Here is an 18,653-nt window from a genome sequence, read left to right on the forward strand (position 1 = left end):
GAACGGCCCGTTACTTGCAAATTTTGCAAGTAACGGGCCGTTCATGACACGCGAAAGGGCGCGAAGGAGCGTCAGCCGTTCCAAGCCGCCTTGTGCAGCCGCCGCAGCGCGCGCACCGCGGCCACCGCGCGGTCCCGGTCCACCGCCTGCACGGCCATGACCGAGTAGTACTCGTCGTCCGGCAGCTCCAGCCGCGCCCACGAAGCCCCGTCGGGGAAGCTCACCGAGAGCACCTCGCTCCACGCGAACTTCTTGGTCATCAGCACGTTCCGGACCTCGATGCCATCGGCGTCGGCCTTCACGCGCGCGGTCGCGAACAGCATCGTGCCCGCGGCGAGCAGGATCCCGATGCCGATCATCGCCGCCTGGTCGGACGGCTGGAAGATCACGCCGGTGTCCGAGCCGCGCAGCAGGACCGCGACGACCACGAACGTCGCCAGCAGGATCACCGCCAGCACCGAGCACATCACCAGGGCACGGCGGGGCCGCACCACCACGACCTCGGACTCTGTCATCACATCCGCCTCGACGCTCACACGAAGCCCCGCTCGGTCCACGGCTGGCGCAGGTTCCGCAGCGCGTGCGCGGCGTCCAGCGCCGCGACGGTCGCTTCGTAGCCCTTGTCCTCGACGGAGCCGGGCAGGCCGGACCGGTCGAGGGCCTGCTCCTCGGTGTCGCAGGTGAGCACGCCGTTGCCGACCGGGGTGCTCTCGTCGAGCGCCACCCTGGTCAGGCCCGCGGTGACCGCGTCGCAGACGTACTCGAAGTGCGGCGTCCCGCCCCGGATGACCACGCCCAGCGCGACGACCGCGTCGTGCGTGCGGGCCAGCGCCTGCGCGGCGACGGGCAGCTCGACGGCGCCCGCGACGCGCACGACCGTCGGCTCTTCCTCCAGGTCTGCCACCTTGGCCGCCTCGAGGGCGCGTTCCAGCAGGGCGCCGGTGATCTTCGTGTGCCAGCGCGTGGCCACGATTCCGAGCCGGATGTTCTTACAGTCGGACAGGTCGAGTTCGACGTCCGGACGGCCCTCGCCGCTCACCGCGTGCCCCCTCCGTTGCCCTGGTCGACCTCGGCGCCGACCTGGTCGAAATGCTCCAGCTGGGACAGGTCGTGCCCCATCCGGTCCCGTTTGGTCTTGAGGTAGCGCAGGTTCTCCGGGTTCGGCGAGATCGGCAGCGACACCCGGCCGGTGACCCGCAGGCCGTAGCCCTCCAGCCCGACGCGCTTGGCCGGGTTGTTCGTCAGCAGCCGCATCGAGCGGACGCCGAGGTCGCAGAGGATCTGCGCGCCCGTGCCGTAGTCCCGCGCGTCGGCGGGCACGCCGAGCTGCAGGTTCGCGTCGACGGTGTCCGCGCCGGCGTCCTGCAGCTGGTAGGCCTGCAGTTTGTGCAGCAGGCCGATGCCGCGGCCCTCGTGGCCGCGGATGTACAGCACGACGCCGCGGCCTTCCTTGGCCACCGCTTCCAGGGCCGCCTCCAGCTGCGGACCGCAGTCGCAGCGCAGCGAGCCGAAGACGTCGCCGGTGAGGCATTCGGAGTGCACGCGGACCAGGATGTCCTCGCCGTCGGCGATCTCGCCGTAGACGAACGCGATGTGCTCGATGCCGTCGAGCAGGCTGTCGTAACCGACCGCGCGGAACGTGCCCGCGGACAGCGGGATGCGCGCCTCGGCGACCCGCTCGACCTGCTTCTCGGTGCGCCGCCGGTACGCGATCAGATCGGCGATGGTGATCATCTTGAGGTCGTGGTCCGCGGCGAAGACCTCGAGCTCGTCGCGGCGGGCCATGTCGCCCTCGTCCTTCTGCGACACGATCTCGCAGAGCACGCCCGACGGCGAGAGCCCGGCCAGGCGGGCCAGGTCGACGGAGGCTTCGGTGTGCCCGGGACGCCGCAGGACGCCGCCCTGCTTGGCGCGCAGCGGGACCACGTGGCCGGGGCGCCGGAAGTCCGACGCCTTGGACGCCGGGTCGGCGAGCAGGCGGACGGTGTGCGACCGGTCGGCCGCGGAGATGCCGGTGGTGATGCCCTCGGCGGCGTCGACCGTGACGCTGTACGCGGTGCCGCGCTGGTCCTGGTTCGTGTGGTACATCGGCGGCAGGTCGAGCCTGTCCGCCTCGGCCTCGGTCAGCGCCACGCAGACGTAACCCGAGGTGTAGCGCACCATGAAGGCCATCAGTTCGGGCGTGGCCTTCTCCGCCGCGAAGATCAGGTCGCCCTCGTTCTCGCGGTCCTCGTCGTCCACCACGACGACCGGACGGCCCGCCTTGATGTCGGCGATCGCCGCCTCGATGGAGTCGGTGTTCACGGCCACCCCGCTTCCACAGGGGGTCAGGTCGGCCGACCCCGGAATCGCACTCGTCTCGCTCACGCCCGCTCCTCCGTACCGCCATTGTCCCCCTGCGTGCGCAGGTGCGGCATGGCCAGCTTCTCGACGTACTTGGCGACCACGTCGACCTCGAGATTCACCAGGTCACCCGGGGTGTTCCGGCCGAGGGTGGTCAGCTCGAGAGTGGTCGGGATCAAGGCGACGGAGAACTCCTCGTCGGTCACCGAAGCGACCGTGAGGGAGACGCCGTCGACCGCGATCGACCCCTTCTCGACCACGTATCTGGCCAGCTTCGGAGGCAGGGCGAACGAGGTGAGTCCCTGCTCGTCCCGCTTCAGGAAGACGCCGGTGCCGTCGACATGGCCCTGCATGATGTGCCCGCCGAGCCTGCCGCCGGCCGGCGTCGCGCGTTCCAGGTTGACGACGTCGCCGACGTTCACCTTCGCGAGGCTGGAGCGCTGCAGGGTCTCGTGCACGACATCGACGGTAAACTCACCGCCCGCCACCGCGACCACGGTGAGGCACACGCCACTCACCGCGATGGAGTCGCCGTGCCCGGCGTCGCTGGTCACCAGCGGCCCCCGCACGGTCAGCCGCGCGGCGTTGGGGACCTGCTCGACCGCGGTGACCTCGCCGAGTTCCTCGACAATGCCGGTGAACACTCCTGCTGCCCTCCTCGTGGGTCGCACCGTCGCTGGAAAACGGTGCTCCTCTTATCCAACACCCATCGGGGCCGATTCCTTCGCCTGACCCGACGGGTGGATCAAGAGCCGGGATCAGCCGCGGGCGCGGGCGGCCTGCTCGCGCAGCGCCGCGACGGCCTTACCAGGGTCTTCGGCGCCATAGACGGCGGAACCGGCGACGAAGCAGTCCACCCCGGCCTCGGCGGCCCGCTCGATGGTGTCGGCGTTGATCCCGCCGTCGATCTCGACGACGAGCTTCAGGTGACCGGTGTCGACCAGGCGCCGCGCGGTGCGCACCTTGTCGAGGACACCCTCGATGAACGACTGGCCGCCGAAGCCGGGCTCGACCGACATCACCAGCAGCGTGTCGTAGTGCTTGAGAGTGTCGAGGTGGTCCTCGATCGGCGTGTTCGGCTTGATCGACAGACCGGCCTTCGCGCCGGCGGCGCGGAGGTTCTTCGCCAGCATGACCGGGTCGTGCGCGGCCTCGACGTGCACGGTGACGTTGTAGGCGCCCGCCTCGGCGTACCCGATGGCCCATTTGTCCGGGTTCTCGATCATCAGGTGGCAGTCGATCGGCACGTCGGTGGCCTTGAGCAGCGACTGCACGACCGGCAGCCCGAGGGTCAGGTTCGGCACGAAGTGCGCGTCCATGACGTCGACGTGGACCCAGTCCGCGCGGGTGTCCCCCGCACCGGCGACGGCGCGGATCTCGTCGCCGAGCCGGGCGAAGTCCGCGGAAAGGATGCTGGGGGCGATCAAAGGTCGGTGAGCCACGCGCCCGAGTGTAGGAGGACGCCGCTAACGCCCGCTAACCGGCTGTGACCGGCGTGACCGGCGTCCCGGTCTGGAGTATGACGCGAAATGGCACCGCAGTGGGAGGTGCGCGCACGCGGCGGGCGAATAGCGTTCCCGTCATGGTCAACCCCCTCGGAACACTGGTCCGGATCGGCAGCTACCGCAGCGTGCCGTTCGGTCTCCTCGGCATGGCGGCGACGGCGGTGCCGTTCCCGATCGCGCTCATCCCCGCCGTCCTCATTCCCGGCGACGCGAAGGCGAAACTCGTCTACGGCATGCTCGCGATGGCCGTGCTGGTCGGGCTCGCCGGACTGCCGGGTCCGATGCGGCGGGTGAGCATCTGGTTCTCCAACCAGATGCTGGGCACCCGGATCGCGCAGCCGCCACCGCACGCGAAGATCGCCTGGGCGGAACGCTGGCGCTCGGCGGCTTGGCTGCTCGTGCACACCGGTCTCGGCTGGATCCTGTTCGGGCTCGGCTGCTTCCTGATGCTCGGCTGCGTGTTCGCTGTGATCTGGCTGGGTGGCGGCGGTACTCCCATCGAGGTCTTCGGGGAACGGGTGCGGGTCGAATCCGGCGCCGCCGGGCTGTGGACGGTGCCGGTCGCGCTGGTCACCCTCGTCGTCGTCGCCTATGTCCTCGCCGGTTTCACCAAGCTCTTCCAGCACAGCGCGCTCTCGCTGCTGGGCCCGTCGGCCGCCGAACGCCTCGCCGCGGCGGAGGTCAGGGCGAACCACTTCGAGCAGCGCAACCGGCTGGCCCGTGAGCTGCACGACTCCATCGGTCACACGCTGACGACGTCGACCATCCAGGCCGCCGCGGCCGCCGAACTGGTCGATTCGGAGCCGCAGCTGGTGCGCCGGACACTGGGCACCATCGAGGAGTCGTCCCGGGCGGCGCTCGAAGACCTCGACCACGTCCTCGGCCTGTTGCGGGAGGACCGGTCGTCCCGCGAGCCCGAACGGCGGCTCCTGGAAGCCGGGACGCTGGCCGAACGGGCCCGCGCGGGCGGCGCGGTGATCGACTACGAACTGACCGGGCCCGCCGCCGAACTGCCCGCGACGCTTTCCCGCGAGGCGTACCGGATCGTCCAAGAAGGACTGACGAACGCGTTGCGGCACGCCCATCCCGGCCCGGTGACCGTGCGGGTCGCGGTGCTCGCCGACGCGCTGCGGATCGAGATCGTGAACCCGCTCGTGGAGCACGCGGTCGCTTCCGGCCGCGGCGGCAACGGGCTGCCGGGGCTCACCGAACGCGTCGAGGCGCTGCGCGGCGAGCTCGTCGCGGGGCCCGCGATCGACGGGGAACCGCTGTGGCGGCTGGTGACCACGATCCCGCTACGGTCGCGCTCATGACCTTGCGTGTCCTGATCGTCGACGACGAACCGTTGCTGCGCGCCGGATTGCGCTCGCTGCTGGACAACCAGCCCGACCTGTCCGTGGTCGGCGAGGCGGGCGACGGCGGCGAGGTGGTCGGCCTGGTGCGGCGGGTGAATCCCGACGTGGTCCTGATGGACGTCCGGATGCCGGGGATGGACGGGATCGAGGCGACCCGGCGGGTGCTGGCGGAGATCCCCGAGCCGCCGAAGGTCCTCGTGATCACGACGTTCGACAACGACGACTACGTCTACGACGCGCTGTTGGCCGGGGCGAGCGGTTTCCTGCTGAAGCGGGCGCGCAAGGAGGAGTTCGCGCACGCCATCCGGACCATCGCCGCCGGGGAAACGCTGCTGTTCCCCGACGCCATCCGGCGGATGGTCACCGCGCGCCCGGCGCCGTCCGGCCTGGCGCCCCGGCCGTCTTCCCTGACGAAACGGGAGACCGAGGTGCTGCGGCTCATCGCCACCGGGATGTCCAATGTGGACATAGCGGCCGATCTGGTCATCAGCCTCGAAACCGTCAAAACCCATGTGGGCAACATCTTCGGGAAACTGGGCGCGGCCAACCGCAGCCAGGCGGTGGTGTTCGCTTACGAGACCGGCGTCGTCGCTCCGGGTCACAGCCTGCGCTAGCGGACGGCCGTTGTTCCACTCGCGTTCATCCGGAAATCCCCGGCCGCACACATGCGCGGTGACTAATGGGACTGCCCCATTCCCCTGGTATCCCAAGGAGATCTTCGATGGCTTCGCTGTTCACAGGACGGCGCAAATGGCTCGCGGGCGGGGCGCTCGGCGTCACGCTGATCGCGCTGGCGCCCGCCGCGCTCGCCGCCGGCGACGACGCCCGCCTCGCGTCCGCGCAGGGTGACCGCACCCAGGACGTGCGCGCCGCGATCAAGGGCGGCCACGCCCGCAACGTCATCCTGTTCATCGGCGACGGCATGGGCCAGTCCGAGATCACGTCGGCGCGCAACTACGAACGCGGCGCGGCCGGACGGCTCGCGATGGACGGCCTCCCGCTCACCGGCGACTACACCACGTACGCGGTCGAGAAGAACAACCCTTCGAAGCCCGATTACGTGACCGACTCGGCCGCCTCCGGCACCGGGTGGGCCACCGGCGTGAAGACCTACAACGGCGCGATCTCCGTCGACCCGTACGGCAACGCCGTCCCGTCGATCCTCGAGATCGCCAAGCGTTCGGGTCTGCGCACCGGTGACGTCACCACGGCCGAGGTCCAGGACGCCACCCCCGCGGTGCTCGGCTCGCACGTCGTCAACCGCGACTGCAAGGGCCCCGACGAGACCAGCAAGAAGTGCGCGGTCAACGCCAAGGAGAACGGCGGCGCCGGTTCCATCGCCGAGCAGCTGGTCCAGACCAAGCCGGACGTCCTGCTCGGCGGCGGCGCGAAGTACTTCGACCAGCAGGTCAAGGCCGGGAAGTTCGCCGGCAAGACCGTGCTGGACCAGGCGAAGTCCGCCGGCTACCAGGTGGTGAACACCGCGGCCGACCTCGACGCGGCCAAGCCCGGCAAGCCGCTGCTCGGCCTGTTCGCCGCCGGCAACCTGCCGGTCAACTGGACCGGTCCGGCCGCGAAGCTCGGCGGTACCCCGCCGACCCGCTGCACGCCCAACCCGGCGCTGCCCAAGACCCAGCCGAAGCTGGCCGACCAGACCCGCAAGGCGATCTCGCTGCTCGACGACCGCCGCAAGGACAAGGGTTTCTTCCTCCAGGTCGAGGGCGCGAGCATCGACAAGCAGGACCACGCCGCCGACCCGTGCGGCCAGATCGGTGAGACGATCGACTTCGACCAGGCCATCGCCGCCGGGCTCGCGTTCGCGCGCGGCAACCCCGACACCCTGGTGATCGTCACCGGCGACCACGGCCACACCAGCCAGATCATCGGCAACGGCACCGTCAGCCCCGGCCAGACCGCGACCCTGATCACCAACGAGGGCGCGAACATGACCATCAACTACGGCACCGGCATGCCCGGCTCGTCGCAGGACCACACCGGCACGCAGATCCGCGTCGCGGGCTACGGGCCGCAGGCGGCGAACGTCGTCGGCCTGACCAACCAGACCGACCTCTTCGACACCCTGAAGCGCGCTCTTCGCCTGCGCTGACCGGTTTCGTGAAGGTGGGGCAGGCCCCCTGTGAGGGGTGGGGGCCTGCCCCATGGCCGCTTCCCGGCGGCGTCCCTAGCTTTGATCCATGCGAAAAACCTTGCCAGGTAAGAAAATCATCGCCGTCGGCTCGCTGATCGCACTACTGGCCACCACTACGGCCGCTCCGGCGCTCGCCGTGACCAGACCGCACGACGAGGTCGACAAAGCGCTGAAAACGCTGGTACAGGACGGGGCCCCTGGCGCGCAGGCGACGGTGACGAGCGCGTCCGGGCGGACGTGGTCGGAACGCGAAGGCGTCGGGAACATCGAGACTCGGGCGCCGTTCCCGCACGGTTCGAAGTTCCGGGCGGCCAGTGTCACCAAGACCTTCGTCGCCGTCGTGGTGCTGCAACTGGTCGCCGAAGGAAAGGTCCGGCTGGACACTCCGATCGACCGGTACCTGCCGGGCCTCGTGCGCGGGAACGGCAACGACGGCACCAAGATCACCGTCCGGCAGCTGCTCCAGCACACCAGCGGCCTCTACAACTACGTCCGCGATCTCGACATCGACGAGTGGCGGCATCGCGGCGCCGAACCCGGAGAGCTGCTGGCGGTCGGTCTCGCGCATCCGCCGGACTTCGCACCGGGCGCGAAGTGGGCGTACTCCAACACGAACTACGTCATCGCCGGGATACTCATCGAGAAGCTCACCGGCCGTTCCGTCGCCACCGAGATCCGGAACAGGATCGCCAGGCCGCTCGGGCTGCGCGACACCTACCTGCCGCTGCGAGGCGACGAAAGCCTGCCGCTGCCGCACGCCAGGGGTTACGCGCCCGGTCTCGTCGACTACACCGAACTGGACCCGTCCGCGGCAGGTGCTTCCGGTGGGCTCATCTCGACCGGTGAGGACCTGAACCGCTTCTACGGGGCGCTCGTCGACGGCCGTCTCCTGCCTCGGGCGCAACAGGCGGAGATGCAGCGGACCGTTCCGGCGGGGCTGGGCATCCCCGGTGCGGAATACGGGCTCGGGATCGCGTCCGTACCGCTGTCCTGCGGGGGAAGGTTCTGGGGCCACGGCGGGAACCTCGTCGGGTTCTCGAACATCTCGGGCGCCGTCCCGTACGGGAAGCGGGTGAACGTCGTGGCCAACATGGACCCGCTGCCGGACGGGGCGTCGGCACATCTCGCCACCGCCGTCGACACGGCGTTCTGCGCCCGCTAAGCCGCCGGGAGCAAGTCCAGCACGGAGGTCCAGGACGCGTCGGGGGTGAGCCGCGCGGTGGTGACACCCGCCGAGGCGAGCGTGTCGAGGTGCCGCTGCCACGCCGGATGGTGCACCCGCGTGTCCTGGATCTGGTAGCCCAGCACGATGGTGATCCCCGGCGTGCCGAGGACGTCACCGAGCAGGGTCAGCGCCTGATTGTCGGCGATGCCCAAGGCCAGTTTCGCCACGGAGTTCGCGGACGCGGGCGCGAACAGGAACACCGCGGGATCCGGATGCGGCCGGGGTTCGCCGGGCAGCCGGGAAGTGCTGCGGACCGGCAGCCCGGTGCACGCTTCGAGGTCACCGATCCCGCCGGTCTTCTCCAGCCAGCGGGCCGCGGTGGGGGTGAGCGTGATCGCGAGTTCCCAGCCGCGGTCCGCGGCCGGTTTCGCGAGCTGCGCGGCGAACCGGGTGTCCAGTCCGCCGCACGAGCTCGCGACCAGGCCGAGGACCCGCCTCACCCGGCGGAGTCCGGCTTCCGCAGGACGGCGCAGAACATCGCGTCCGTACCGTGCCGGTGCGGCCACAGCTGGACGTACGGGCCGTTGCCGAGCTGCGGGACGCCGGGGAAGAACTCCCGCGCGTCGACGATCTCGGCTTTCGCGCGGCGCGCGGTCTCCCCCACGACGCCTTCGGTCTCGGCCAGGTGCGGCGAGCAGACGACGTAGGTGACGATTCCGCCGGGGCGCACCAGGTCCAGCGCCGCGGTGATCAGCTGGCCCTGGAGCTTCGTCAGGTCCGAGATGTCGCCGGGCTGGCGGCGCCAGCGCGCTTCCGGCCGTCGGCGCAGCGAACCGAGGCCGCTGCACGGCGCGTCGACCAGGACGCGGTCGTAGCCCGGTTCGAGGCTGGTTTCGCGGCCGTCCGCGACGTGGACGGTCACCGGAAGCCCCTGGACGGCGTTCTCGATCAGCTTCGCGCGATGCGGCGCCTTCTCGACGGCGTCCACGGTCGCGCCGCTGATCGACGCCAGCGCGCCCAGCAGCGCGGCCTTGCCGCCCGGACCGGCGCACAGGTCGAGCCAGCGCTCGTCGGAGCCGGTGAGCGGGACCTTCGTGACGGCGACCGCGCACAGCTGGCTGCCCTCGTCCTGGACCGCGGCCAGTTTCTCCTTGATCGGCTCGATGTCGCCGGGGTCACCGGAGCCCGCGGGCAGCCGGACGCCATAGGGCGAGTACGGGGCGACGTCGCCGCCGGTGATGGCGGCCAGTTCGTCGGCGCTGATCTCACCGGGGCGGGCGACCAGGTGCACGTCGGGGCGGTCGTCGTCGGCCTCCAGGGCCGCCTTCAGGTCGGCTCCCTTGTCCCCCAAGGCTTCCGCGAACGAACGCGCGACCCAGCGCGGGTGCGCCGTCCGCAGCGCGTAGGCGCCGATCGGGTCGGCGGCCTCGTCGGGGGCCAGCTCGTTCAGCCAGGTCTCTTCGTCCTTTTCGGACACCGAGCGCAGCACGGCGTTCACGAAACCCGCGATCCAGGAACCGACTTCGGCACGGACGAGGTCCACAGTGGACCCGACGGCGGCGTGCTGGGGAATGCGGGTGCGCAGCAGCTGGTACGCGCCGAGCCGCAGGCCGTCCAGCACGATGGCGTCGACCTTCTCCAGCGGACGGTCCAGGCAGGCCGCGATGACGGCGTCCAGCATGCCGACCGCGCGGCAGGTGCCGTAGGTCAGTTCGGTGGCCAGCGCGGCGTCGCGGCCGGAGATCCGGCGGTTGCGCAGCAGCTGCGGCAGCACCAGGTTCGCGTACGCGTCGTCTTCCCGCACCGCGCGCAGGACGTCGAAGGCGACCTGCCGGGCCGGGTCGATCTGCGGCGGGCGGCTGGGCCCTTCCTTGCGCGGGGCCGGACGGCCTCGCTGCGGCCTCGACGGCCGACGTTCCCTACGCTCGTTCACTGCAGGCGCTCTCCTTGTTCGATCCTCGTACCGCGCGCCCAGTCGGTGGCCGCCATCCGCTTCTTCCCCTGCGCCTGCACTTCGCCCAGCCGCACCGGTTTCGACGCCGTGCCGACCAGTACCCGCTTGCGTTCCACGACCAGTTCACCGGGCGGGGGCCCCGGCTCGTCGACGACCGTCACCGGGCCGAGCTTCAGCCGTTCGCCCCGGAACTCCGCCCACGCGCCCGGCTCCGGGCTGACCGCGCGGATCAGCCTGTCGACCGCGGTGGCCGGGTCGGCGAACGAGACGCGAGCGTCCTCGACGGTCACCTTGGGCGCGTAGCTCACGCCGTCACCGGTCTGCTCGACCGCGCGCAGCGTGCCGTCGGCGATCCCGTCCATCGTGGACACGAGCAGCTTCGCCCCGGACTCCGCCAGCCTGCCGAGCAGCTCCCCGGCGGTGTCGCCGGCGCCGATCTGCTCGGTGATCACGCCGTAGACCGGGCCCGCGTCGAGTTCCTTGACGATCCGGAACGTCGAGGCCCCGGTGATCTCGTCCCCGGCGCGGATCGCGGCCTGGACCGGGGCGGCGCCGCGCCACGCGGGCAGCAGCGAGAAATGCAGGTTGACCCAGCCGTGCACCGGGATGTCCAACGCGGCCTGGGGCAGCAACGCCCCGTACGCGACCACCGGGCACGCGTCCGGGGCGATCTCCGCGAGCCGGGCGAGGAACGCGGGGTCGCTCGCCTTCGGCGGGGTCAGCACCTCGATCCCGTGCTCGTCGGCCAGCGCGCCGATCGGGGACCGGACGACCCGGCGGCCGCGGCCCGCCTGCGCGTCCGGGCGGGTGACCACGGCCACGACCTCGTGCTCTTCGGACGCGAGGAGCGCGCGCAGCGACGGGACGGCGGGTTCTGGGGTACCGGCGAAGACCAGGCGCATCAACGCACCTCCACCGGGGGGACGGGTACCTCTGACTGGGCGAACATCGCCGCTCAGTCTATGTCGCGCGCTGACGGAAACATTTCGCAGGGCGCGGCACCGCTATCACGTCACGCGGGCGCAGAGGGCGCCCTGCGAAATGTTTCCGTGGCCTTCGGCCGAAAGAGGCGCGCGACGGTGAAGTCTCCTGTCGCGCTGACGCGCTCCCAGGAGACGTACTGCCGGTCACCTTCGGGTCGGTTCTACGGGCGTGGCCAGGGCAGCACGACGGCCGCCGAGCCGCCGCCCCGCCGGGTCGGCTCGGCCGCGGCGAGCCATCGGCCGTCCCGCAGTCGTTCGACGCCGGTCGCCGCCCCGATCTCCGCGGGCGCCGTCGAGAAGCCCTGTCCCTTGGCTTTCAGGATCGCGAGCACGTCGGTCTGGTCGAGGAACGCCTGCTCGACCTGCGCGGCCGCCGAGTTGCGCTGCGAGGCGCGCGGTTCGGCGATCGCGTCGACCAGCTTCAGGCCGCGGTCGATGCGGCCGGTCAGGACCTGGAGCACGGTGGTGATGATCGACGCGCCTCCCGGTGACCCGACGGCGAGCAACGGCTTGCCGTGGTCGAGCACGATGGTCGGCGCCATCGACGACCGCGGCCGCTTGGCCGGGCCCGGCAGGTTCGGGTCGGGCACGCCGGGCGTCACCGGGGTGAAGGAGAAGTCGGTCAGCTCGTTGTTGAGCAGGAACCCGCGGCCCGGCACGACGATGCCGCTCCCGCCCTCCTGCTCGATGGTCAGCGTGTACGCGACGACGTTGCCCCACCGGTCGGCGACCGTGAGGTGCGTGGTGTTCTCGCCCTCGTACGGCGTCGGCGCGGGGTTCGTCCCCGCCACGCACGGCGACGGCTTACGCGGATCGGCGGGCGCGACCGGGCTCGTCCCGGCCTTCGCGGGGTCGATCAGGCACGCGCGGCTGTCGGCGAACTTCTGGCTGATGAGTTCCTTCGCCGGGACGTCGACGAAGGCCGGGTCGCCGATCCACCGGTTGCGGTCGGCGAAGGCGTACCGGGTCGACTCCAGGAAGTAGTGCAGGTAGTCGGCCTTCTGCAGCTTGGAAAGCTTCGTGTTCTCGATGATGTTCAGCGCCTCGCCGACGGTCAGCCCGCCGGAGGACGGCGCGGGCATCCCGTAGACGTCGAGGCCGCGGTACTCGGTCTTCGTGGGCTTCCGCTCGACGACGCGGTACTTGGCGAGGTCGGCCGCCGTCAGGTCGCCCGGGCGGACCTTCAGCGTCGACGCGGGGTCGACCGGTGGCTTCCGGACGGTGTTCACGACGTCCGCGCCGATCGGGCCGCGGTAGAGCACGTCGGTGCCCTTCGCGGCCAGTTGCGCGTACGTCCCGGCGAGGTCCGGGTTCTTGAACGTCGTGCCGACCGCTGGTGGTGCCCCGGCGGGCAGGTACAGCGACCGGGTCGACGGGAACGCGGCAAAGCGGGCGGCGTTGTTCGAAATCTGGGTGGCGAAGGTCTGGTCGACGGTGAAACCCTTGCGGGCGAGGTCTTCGGCGGGCTTGATCGCCCTCGCCAGCGACTTGGTCCCCCATTTGCGCAGGGCTTCCTGCCAGGTGGCGGGTGTGCCGGGCACGCCGACGCTCAGTCCGCTGGTGACGGCCTCGGCGAACGGGATCGCCTTGCCGTTCTCGACGAAGAGGTTTTCGTCCGCCGACGACGGCGCGGTCTCGCGGCCGTCCAGTGTGTGTACCTTGCCGGTGCGCGCGTCGTAGTAGACGAAGAAGCCGCCACCGCCGACCCCGGCGGAGAACGGATCGGTGACGCCCAGCGCGGCGGCCGTCGCGACGGCGGCGTCCACGGCGTTGCCGCCCTCGCGCAGGATCTTGGTGCCGATCGCGGTCGCGTCCGCGTCGATGCTCGACACCGCGCCCAGGTAACCGACGGCGACCGGGGATTTGGGCGTCGGTGGTGCCGCCGCCGCGGTGCCCGGCGCCGCGGTGGCGGCCAGGGCGGCGATCGCGGTCACTGCGGTGATGCGTCCCAGAGTGCTTCTGTGCGCGGCCATGGCGCGAGTCTGCCCCGCCTGTCCACCTCGGACAAGACCCGTCCAGACCTGCGATCGTCGGTGGTGCGGCCGTGCCCGCGTGAGCAGAATGCGGTCCATGAAGACTCCCGGCAGGCGGTGGGGCGCGCTCCTCCCGCTGCTCATCGCTCTCCCCGTCCTCGCGGTCCCCGGCGTCGCCCAGGCCGAAGGCGCGCGTGCCTGCTTCGACGACTCCGCGGCGATCACCGTCGAAGAGAAGCGGCTCACCGCGACCATGCCTTCCGGCGGCCCGGCGGTCGGCCCGGAACTGGTCCGGCTCGCCGGTTTCGACAAGCTCGTCGCCGAGTTCACCACGCGCCTCTGCTCGACGAAGACCGCTTTGCGCGCCGAGAAACTCGCCGAGACGGCCGGTGACGGGCTTTGGCGGACCGCGGTCGACCGCGCGCAGGGCCGTCGTCCCGATCTCGGCAGCATCGACAAGGCCGACGACCGGCCGCTCTACTGGGCGCGCCTCCAGATGAGCAAGGCGCTGCGCCAGTGGACGCCGCGTTTCCCGCTGTCCGCGCCCGCCCGCGCCGGCCTGCTGAAGACGTTCGACGTCGGCGCCCGCGGGCTCGACGACTCCCGCTTCCCTGCCGGTCCGAAGCTGCGCCGGGTGCTGGTGAGCGGGTTCGACCCGTTCACCCTCAACGGCGCGGGTGTCCGCATCGGGAACCCGTCCGGCGCGGCCGCGCTGCATCTGGACGGCAAGGTCGTCCAGACCCCGACCGGGCCCGCGCAGGTGCAGGCCGTGTCGTTCCCGGTGGTGTGGAGCTACTTCGACGCGGGCATCGTCGAGGCGGCCTATGGTCAGGCGTTCAAGGACCGCCTCCGCCGTCCGGAGCTGATCATGACGATCAGCCAGGGCCGTCCCGGGCGGTTCGACATCGAGCGGTGGGCCGGTGCCTGGCGCGGCGGTTCGCCGGACAACCTCGACGAGGCGGTTCGCGGCCAGGTCCCGCCCGCCGCCGGGTGGCCGCAGCCGGACGTCCAGTTCATCGAAACCACGCTGCCGTACGAAAAGATGCTCGCCGCGCCCGCCGGGGCGTACGACGTGCAGTACAACCAGGCGTTCTGTGTCTGGCCGGACAGCTCGAAACCGGGGACGGGGACCGCGGTGTGCCGGACGGACGCGCCGAAGCCCGGTGAGATCGCCGCTTCCGGCGGCGGCGGCAACTATCTCAGCAATGAGTCCATGTACCGAAGCAACCGGCTGCGGACCGGGCTCGGGCTGACCGGGATCGCGGGCGGGCACCTGCACACGCCCGTCCTCGGCACGCCCACCGATCCTTCGGCCCTGACCGACGCCGATTTCGAAGCGCGGCGGGCGGCGATCTCGTCGCAGATCGTCACGCTGCTGACCGCCGCTCTGGGCGGCTCCGCCTCGAAGCCCGCTACGCACGCTCCGGGCGCTTCGGATGCTTCGGCCCGCGCCGACGTCCTCGCCACCCTCGGCACCACCCTCTGACCCACGCAATTAGTCCTCTGGATGCGGTAGTTCGACGCTGAACTACCGCATCCAGAGGACGAAACGCGAGTCCTAGATGAGCTCCAAGGGGTCCAGCTGGATCCGGATGGGTTCGGACGCCTTGCGCGCGTCCCGGCGGCCGGCGGCGGCGTGGACCTCGGCGGCGAGCGCCTTCCCGTCCGGGCGCGCGACCCTCACCAGGGCCCGTTCCCGTTCGGCGTTGCCGTCCTCGTCGACCTCGCCGAGCGGCACCGGGCCCAGCACCTCGCCGGTCTCCGGCAGCTGGAGGTCGTCGAGCAGCCCCGCGACCGCGTCCGGGGTGCCTTCGATACTCGCCATCCGCATCGCGGGCGGGAAGCCGAGTTCGCGCCGCTCCGCCAGTTCCAGGCTCGCGTGCCAGCCCGGATCCCACCGGACCAGCGCCTGCACCACCGAGAGACCCGCTTCCGCGCCGACGAACACGCGACCGCCTTCGGTCCCCGGCCGTACCAAGGCCGCCGCCGCCATCCACCGGCGCAGGGTCTCCTCCCCCGCCCTCAGGTCCTGCCGCCCCAGCAGCGCCCAGCCGTCCAGCAGCAGCGCCGCGCCGTAACCGCCTTCCGCGACCGGCTCGGCTCCCGGCGTGCACACCACCAGCGCCGGTTTTCCGGGCACCGAAGCCAAAACCTCCGTCGCGCCCGAGGTCCGCACCGGGAATCCGGAGAACGCGCGGCCCAGTTCCTCCGCCGTGCGCTTCGAGCCGACGACGACCGCCCGCAGCCGGACGGAACCGCAAGCGGCGCAATGGAAGTTCGTCTCGGGGACCCCGCACCACCGGCACGCTGGCGGCCTCGGCGCGCCGTCGATCAACCCACCGGGCAAGGAAAGCGGACCCGCGCAACGACGGCAGTGCGCCGACGTCCGGCAGTTGCCGCAAGCGAGTCCCGGGACGTAGCCGCGGCGCGGAACCTGCACCAGGACGGGAAATCCGCCCGCCAGAGACTGCCGCGCCGCCTCGAAGGCGACCGACGGCAGCCGGGCCGCCTTCGCCGCTTCGTCCCGGGCGACGTCGAAGTCCTCGCCGACCGGTGTGACCCGCGGCGCGGCGGCCCGCAGTTCGGGACGAGCCGCCACGAGAGGCTGCGCCCAGCCCGATTCCACCAGGAACTGCGCCTCGGCCGTCCGCGCGAAACCGGCGACGAGCATGGACCCCTTCGCGGCGTGCGCGCGGTCCATCAGCACGTCGCGGACGTGCGGATACGGCGCGTGCTGATCGAGGTGGACGTCGTCGCCGTCGTCCCACACCACGAACAGGCCGGGATCGGCGACCGGCGCGAACATCGCCGCGCGCGTGCCGACGACGACGCGCACCGCGCCGCGCAGCACCGCGAGCCAGCGGCGGTACCGCTCGGCGGGGCCCAGTCCGGCGATCAGCGCGACCACGGAATCGGCGCCCAGCAAGGAAACGCACGCGTCGTGCAGCCGCGTCAGGTCACGATGGTCGGGGACGACCATGACGACACCGCGCCCGGCGGCGGCCGCGACGGCGGCGGCTTCGGCCAGGCGGCGCGGCCAGTCCTCCCCCGGCAACGCCTGCCAGACCGCGTTAGCCGGACGCCGTTCCGCGACGGCCTCCAGGAACGCCGGACCACTCTGGTACTTGTCCCAAAGCGTGGTCTCGGGGGCCTCCGGTGTCGGCGCGGGCTCGGCGGGTGGCTCGCCCTCGGCCTTCGCGTGCCGGGACGGGATCGCGAGGCGCAGGACGTCGCTGAGCGTGCCGCCGTACCGGTCCGCGACGGACCGGCAGAGCGCGTGCAGCGCAGGAGGCAGGACAGGCTCGCTGGAGGTCACCCTGTCGATGTACGCGAGCTTCCCGGTGAATTCCGTGGTGTCGGCGCGTTCGACGAGATACCCGTCGACGAGCTGCCCCGCGAACCGGACCCGCACCCGGCAGCCGGGTACGGCGGTCTCGTGCAGCTTCTCGGGGATCCGGTAGTCGAAGGTGCGGTCGAGATGCGTGAGCGGGATGTCCACGACGATCCGCGCGACCGGGTTCTCGGGCGCGGGATTCTGCGCGCCGCGACGGCTAGCGCTCTTCGCGCGCGATGGCTTGGCCTTCCGCGCGGGCTCGGCCTTCGGCGGAGGCTCCGGAAGGTCCCACAGCGGGGTCGGTTCGGGACTGCTGCTCACCCGGTGATCTCTACCAGACTCCGTCGCCGCTGGCCGTACCGCGTGGCCCAGGGTGGTCGAACACGGAACTCGCGTGCTCGGAGACGGATCTCGCGTGCTTGGAGGCGGAACTCGCGTGCGTGGAGGCCGCACACTCGAGTTACGCCTCCAAGCACGCGAGTGCGGTCCCTGATCACGCGAGTCACGGCACGCACCACGTCAGACCCGGGACGTAGTGAAGGCCTCCTTCCCTACCCTCAAGGTAGGAAAGGAGGCCTTCACGGAGCGAGCGGATCAGGCGCCCGCGGCCGACTTCAGGTCCGCCGCACGGGCAGTGCTCTCCCAAGGGAGACCCAGCTCGGGACGGCCGAAGTGGCCGTACGCGGACGTCGGCGCGTAGATCGGGCGGAGCAGGTCGAGGTCGCGGATGATCGCGGCCGGACGCAGGTCGAAGACCTCCGTGATGGCGGCCTGGATCTTCGTCGGGTCGACCGTCTCGGTGCCGAAGGTCTCGACGAAGAGGCCCACCGGGGCCGCCTTGCCGATCGCGTACGCCACCTGGACCTCGGCGCGCGCGGCGAGCCCGGCGGCGATGACGTTCTTCGCCACCCAGCGCATCGCGTACGCGGCCGAGCGGTCCACCTTGGAGGGATCCTTGCCCGAGAACGCGCCGCCACCGTGACGGGCCATGCCGCCGTAGGTGTCGACGATGATCTTGCGGCCGGTCAGGCCCGCGTCACCCATCGGTCCGCCGATGACGAACCGGCCGGTCGGGTTGACCAGCAGCCGCACGTTGGAGGTGTCGAGGCCGAGCTCGGCGATCTCCGGGGCGACCACGTGCTCGCGGACGTCGACACCGAGCATCTGCTCCAGGTCGATGCCGTCCGCGTGCTGGGTGGACACGACCACCGTGTCGAGCCGCACCGGCTGGTCACCGGCGTACTCGATGGTGACCTGGGTCTTGCCGTCCGGGCGCAGGTACGGCAGCACGCCGTCCTTGCGGACCCGGGTCAGCCGCTGCGAGAGCCGGTGCGCCAGCGCGATCGGCAGCGGCATCAGCTCGGGGGTGTCCGAGCAGGCGTAGCCGAACATGAGGCCCTGGTCGCCGGCGCCCTGGCGGTTGATCTCGTCCTCGTCGGACTCGACGCGGGACTCGTACGCGGTGTCGACACCCTGCGCGATGTCCGGCGACTGCGAGCCGATCGCGACGTTGACGCCGCACGAGTTGCCGTCGAAACCCTTGGCCGACGAGTCGTAGCCGATCTTCAGGATCACGTCGCGGACGATGGTCGGGATGTCCGCGTAGGCCTCGGTGGTCACCTCACCGGCGACATGCACCTGGCCGGTGGTGATGAGGGTTTCGACCGCCACCCGGCTGCGCGGGTCCTTGGCCAGCAGGCCGTCCAGGATCGAGTCGCTGATGGCGTCGCAAATTTTGTCAGGATGACCCTCAGTCACCGATTCCGATGTGAACAGTCTGCTCGTGGACGCGGTCACGGTGGCCGTCACTCCCTCACCTAGACGTCTGATGCCCAGTAAGTTAGGCACCCCTCAGCTTGTGCTCAAGCCTACTGACTATCGCTGTGGGGACT

16 protein-coding genes are annotated in these 18,653 nt (G+C 71.1%); 5 read left to right on the plus strand and 11 right to left on the minus strand.

The genetic code is table 11. From position 1 onward, the window contains the following. Positions 1–71: 71 nt before the first annotated feature. From CFP71_RS11920 to rpe, 5 genes are all read right to left on the minus strand, one after another. Positions 72–515 carry a PH domain-containing protein gene (locus CFP71_RS11920; RefSeq protein WP_093933935.1) on the minus strand — a complete coding sequence of 148 codons (444 nt, stop codon included), beginning with the start codon at positions 513–515 and terminating at the stop codon, positions 72–74. 17 nt (positions 516–532) lie between these two features. Continuing rightward, positions 533–1,039, minus strand: a complete 507-nt coding sequence (ribH, locus tag CFP71_RS11925; RefSeq protein WP_093933910.1) for a 6,7-dimethyl-8-ribityllumazine synthase — start codon at positions 1,037–1,039, stop codon at positions 533–535. After that, a complete protein-coding gene (locus CFP71_RS11930) occupies positions 1,036–2,310 on the minus strand; it encodes a bifunctional 3,4-dihydroxy-2-butanone-4-phosphate synthase/GTP cyclohydrolase II (RefSeq protein WP_208635937.1) in 1,275 nt (424 codons plus the stop codon). The genes ribH and CFP71_RS11930 overlap by 4 nt, the downstream gene beginning before the upstream one ends. Before the next feature lie 53 nt (positions 2,311–2,363). After that, positions 2,364–2,987, minus strand: a complete 624-nt coding sequence (locus CFP71_RS11935; RefSeq protein WP_005152328.1) for a riboflavin synthase — start codon at positions 2,985–2,987, stop codon at positions 2,364–2,366. 114 nt (positions 2,988–3,101) lie between these two features. Further along, positions 3,102–3,770 (minus strand): ribulose-phosphate 3-epimerase, encoded by a 669-nt coding sequence (gene rpe, locus CFP71_RS11940; protein WP_093933912.1) that lies wholly within the window; start codon positions 3,768–3,770, stop codon positions 3,102–3,104. A 155-nt stretch (positions 3,771–3,925) separates the two neighbouring features. Here rpe and CFP71_RS11945 point away from each other — a divergent pair, with 155 nt between their 5' ends. The 4 genes from CFP71_RS11945 to CFP71_RS11960 all read left to right on the plus strand — a co-directional run bounded on the left by CFP71_RS11945 (position 3,926) and on the right by CFP71_RS11960 (position 8,514). Then, positions 3,926–5,161, plus strand: coding sequence for a sensor histidine kinase (locus CFP71_RS11945; RefSeq protein ID WP_093933913.1), 1,236 nt, complete (start codon positions 3,926–3,928; stop codon positions 5,159–5,161). After that, on the plus strand, positions 5,158–5,817 hold the full coding sequence (locus tag CFP71_RS11950) for a response regulator transcription factor (RefSeq protein ID WP_093933914.1): 660 nt from the start codon (positions 5,158–5,160) through the stop codon (positions 5,815–5,817). The genes CFP71_RS11945 and CFP71_RS11950 overlap by 4 nt, the downstream gene beginning before the upstream one ends. A 107-nt stretch (positions 5,818–5,924) precedes the next feature. Beyond that, complete coding sequence (gene phoA / locus CFP71_RS11955; RefSeq protein ID WP_093933915.1) at positions 5,925–7,310, plus strand: alkaline phosphatase; 1,386 nt, start codon at positions 5,925–5,927, stop codon at positions 7,308–7,310. A gap of 88 nt (positions 7,311–7,398) precedes the next feature. Next, positions 7,399–8,514, plus strand: coding sequence for a serine hydrolase domain-containing protein (locus CFP71_RS11960; protein WP_093933916.1), 1,116 nt, complete (start codon positions 7,399–7,401; stop codon positions 8,512–8,514). Here the strand turns inward: CFP71_RS11960 and CFP71_RS11965 are convergent. The 4 genes from CFP71_RS11965 to ggt all read right to left on the minus strand — a co-directional run bounded on the left by CFP71_RS11965 (position 8,511) and on the right by ggt (position 13,427). Continuing rightward, positions 8,511–9,017, minus strand: a complete 507-nt coding sequence (locus CFP71_RS11965) for a flavoprotein (protein ID WP_093933917.1) — start codon at positions 9,015–9,017, stop codon at positions 8,511–8,513. The two genes, CFP71_RS11960 and CFP71_RS11965, sit on opposite strands and share 4 nt — an antisense overlap. After that, complete coding sequence (locus CFP71_RS11970) at positions 9,014–10,450, minus strand: RsmB/NOP family class I SAM-dependent RNA methyltransferase (RefSeq protein WP_093933918.1); 1,437 nt, start codon at positions 10,448–10,450, stop codon at positions 9,014–9,016. The genes CFP71_RS11965 and CFP71_RS11970 overlap by 4 nt, the downstream gene beginning before the upstream one ends. Further along, complete coding sequence (gene fmt / locus CFP71_RS11975; RefSeq protein ID WP_093933919.1) at positions 10,447–11,373, minus strand: methionyl-tRNA formyltransferase; 927 nt, start codon at positions 11,371–11,373, stop codon at positions 10,447–10,449. Before fmt ends, CFP71_RS11970 begins: the two co-directional genes overlap by 4 nt. Positions 11,374–11,615: 242 nt before the next feature. Then, positions 11,616–13,427 (minus strand): gamma-glutamyltransferase, encoded by a 1,812-nt coding sequence (ggt, locus tag CFP71_RS11980; RefSeq protein WP_093933920.1) that lies wholly within the window; start codon positions 13,425–13,427, stop codon positions 11,616–11,618. A gap of 97 nt (positions 13,428–13,524) precedes the next feature. On the opposite strand from ggt, the gene CFP71_RS11985 reads away from it, so the two are divergent. Beyond that, complete coding sequence (locus CFP71_RS11985) at positions 13,525–14,913, plus strand: pyroglutamyl-peptidase I (protein WP_167406088.1); 1,389 nt, start codon at positions 13,525–13,527, stop codon at positions 14,911–14,913. Between the two features lie 72 nt (positions 14,914–14,985). On the opposite strand, the gene CFP71_RS11990 is transcribed toward CFP71_RS11985, so the two are convergent. Both CFP71_RS11990 and metK read right to left on the minus strand, forming a co-directional pair. Further along, complete coding sequence (locus CFP71_RS11990) at positions 14,986–17,082, minus strand: primosomal protein N' (RefSeq protein ID WP_093933922.1); 2,097 nt, start codon at positions 17,080–17,082, stop codon at positions 14,986–14,988. Positions 17,083–17,355: 273 nt separating this feature from the next. Beyond that, positions 17,356–18,558, minus strand: coding sequence for a methionine adenosyltransferase (gene metK, locus CFP71_RS11995; protein ID WP_167406090.1), 1,203 nt, complete (start codon positions 18,556–18,558; stop codon positions 17,356–17,358). Positions 18,559–18,653: the final 95 nt, after the last annotated feature.

The organism is Amycolatopsis thailandensis (assembly GCF_002234405.1).
GTDB lineage: Bacteria > Actinomycetota > Actinomycetes > Mycobacteriales > Pseudonocardiaceae > Amycolatopsis > Amycolatopsis thailandensis.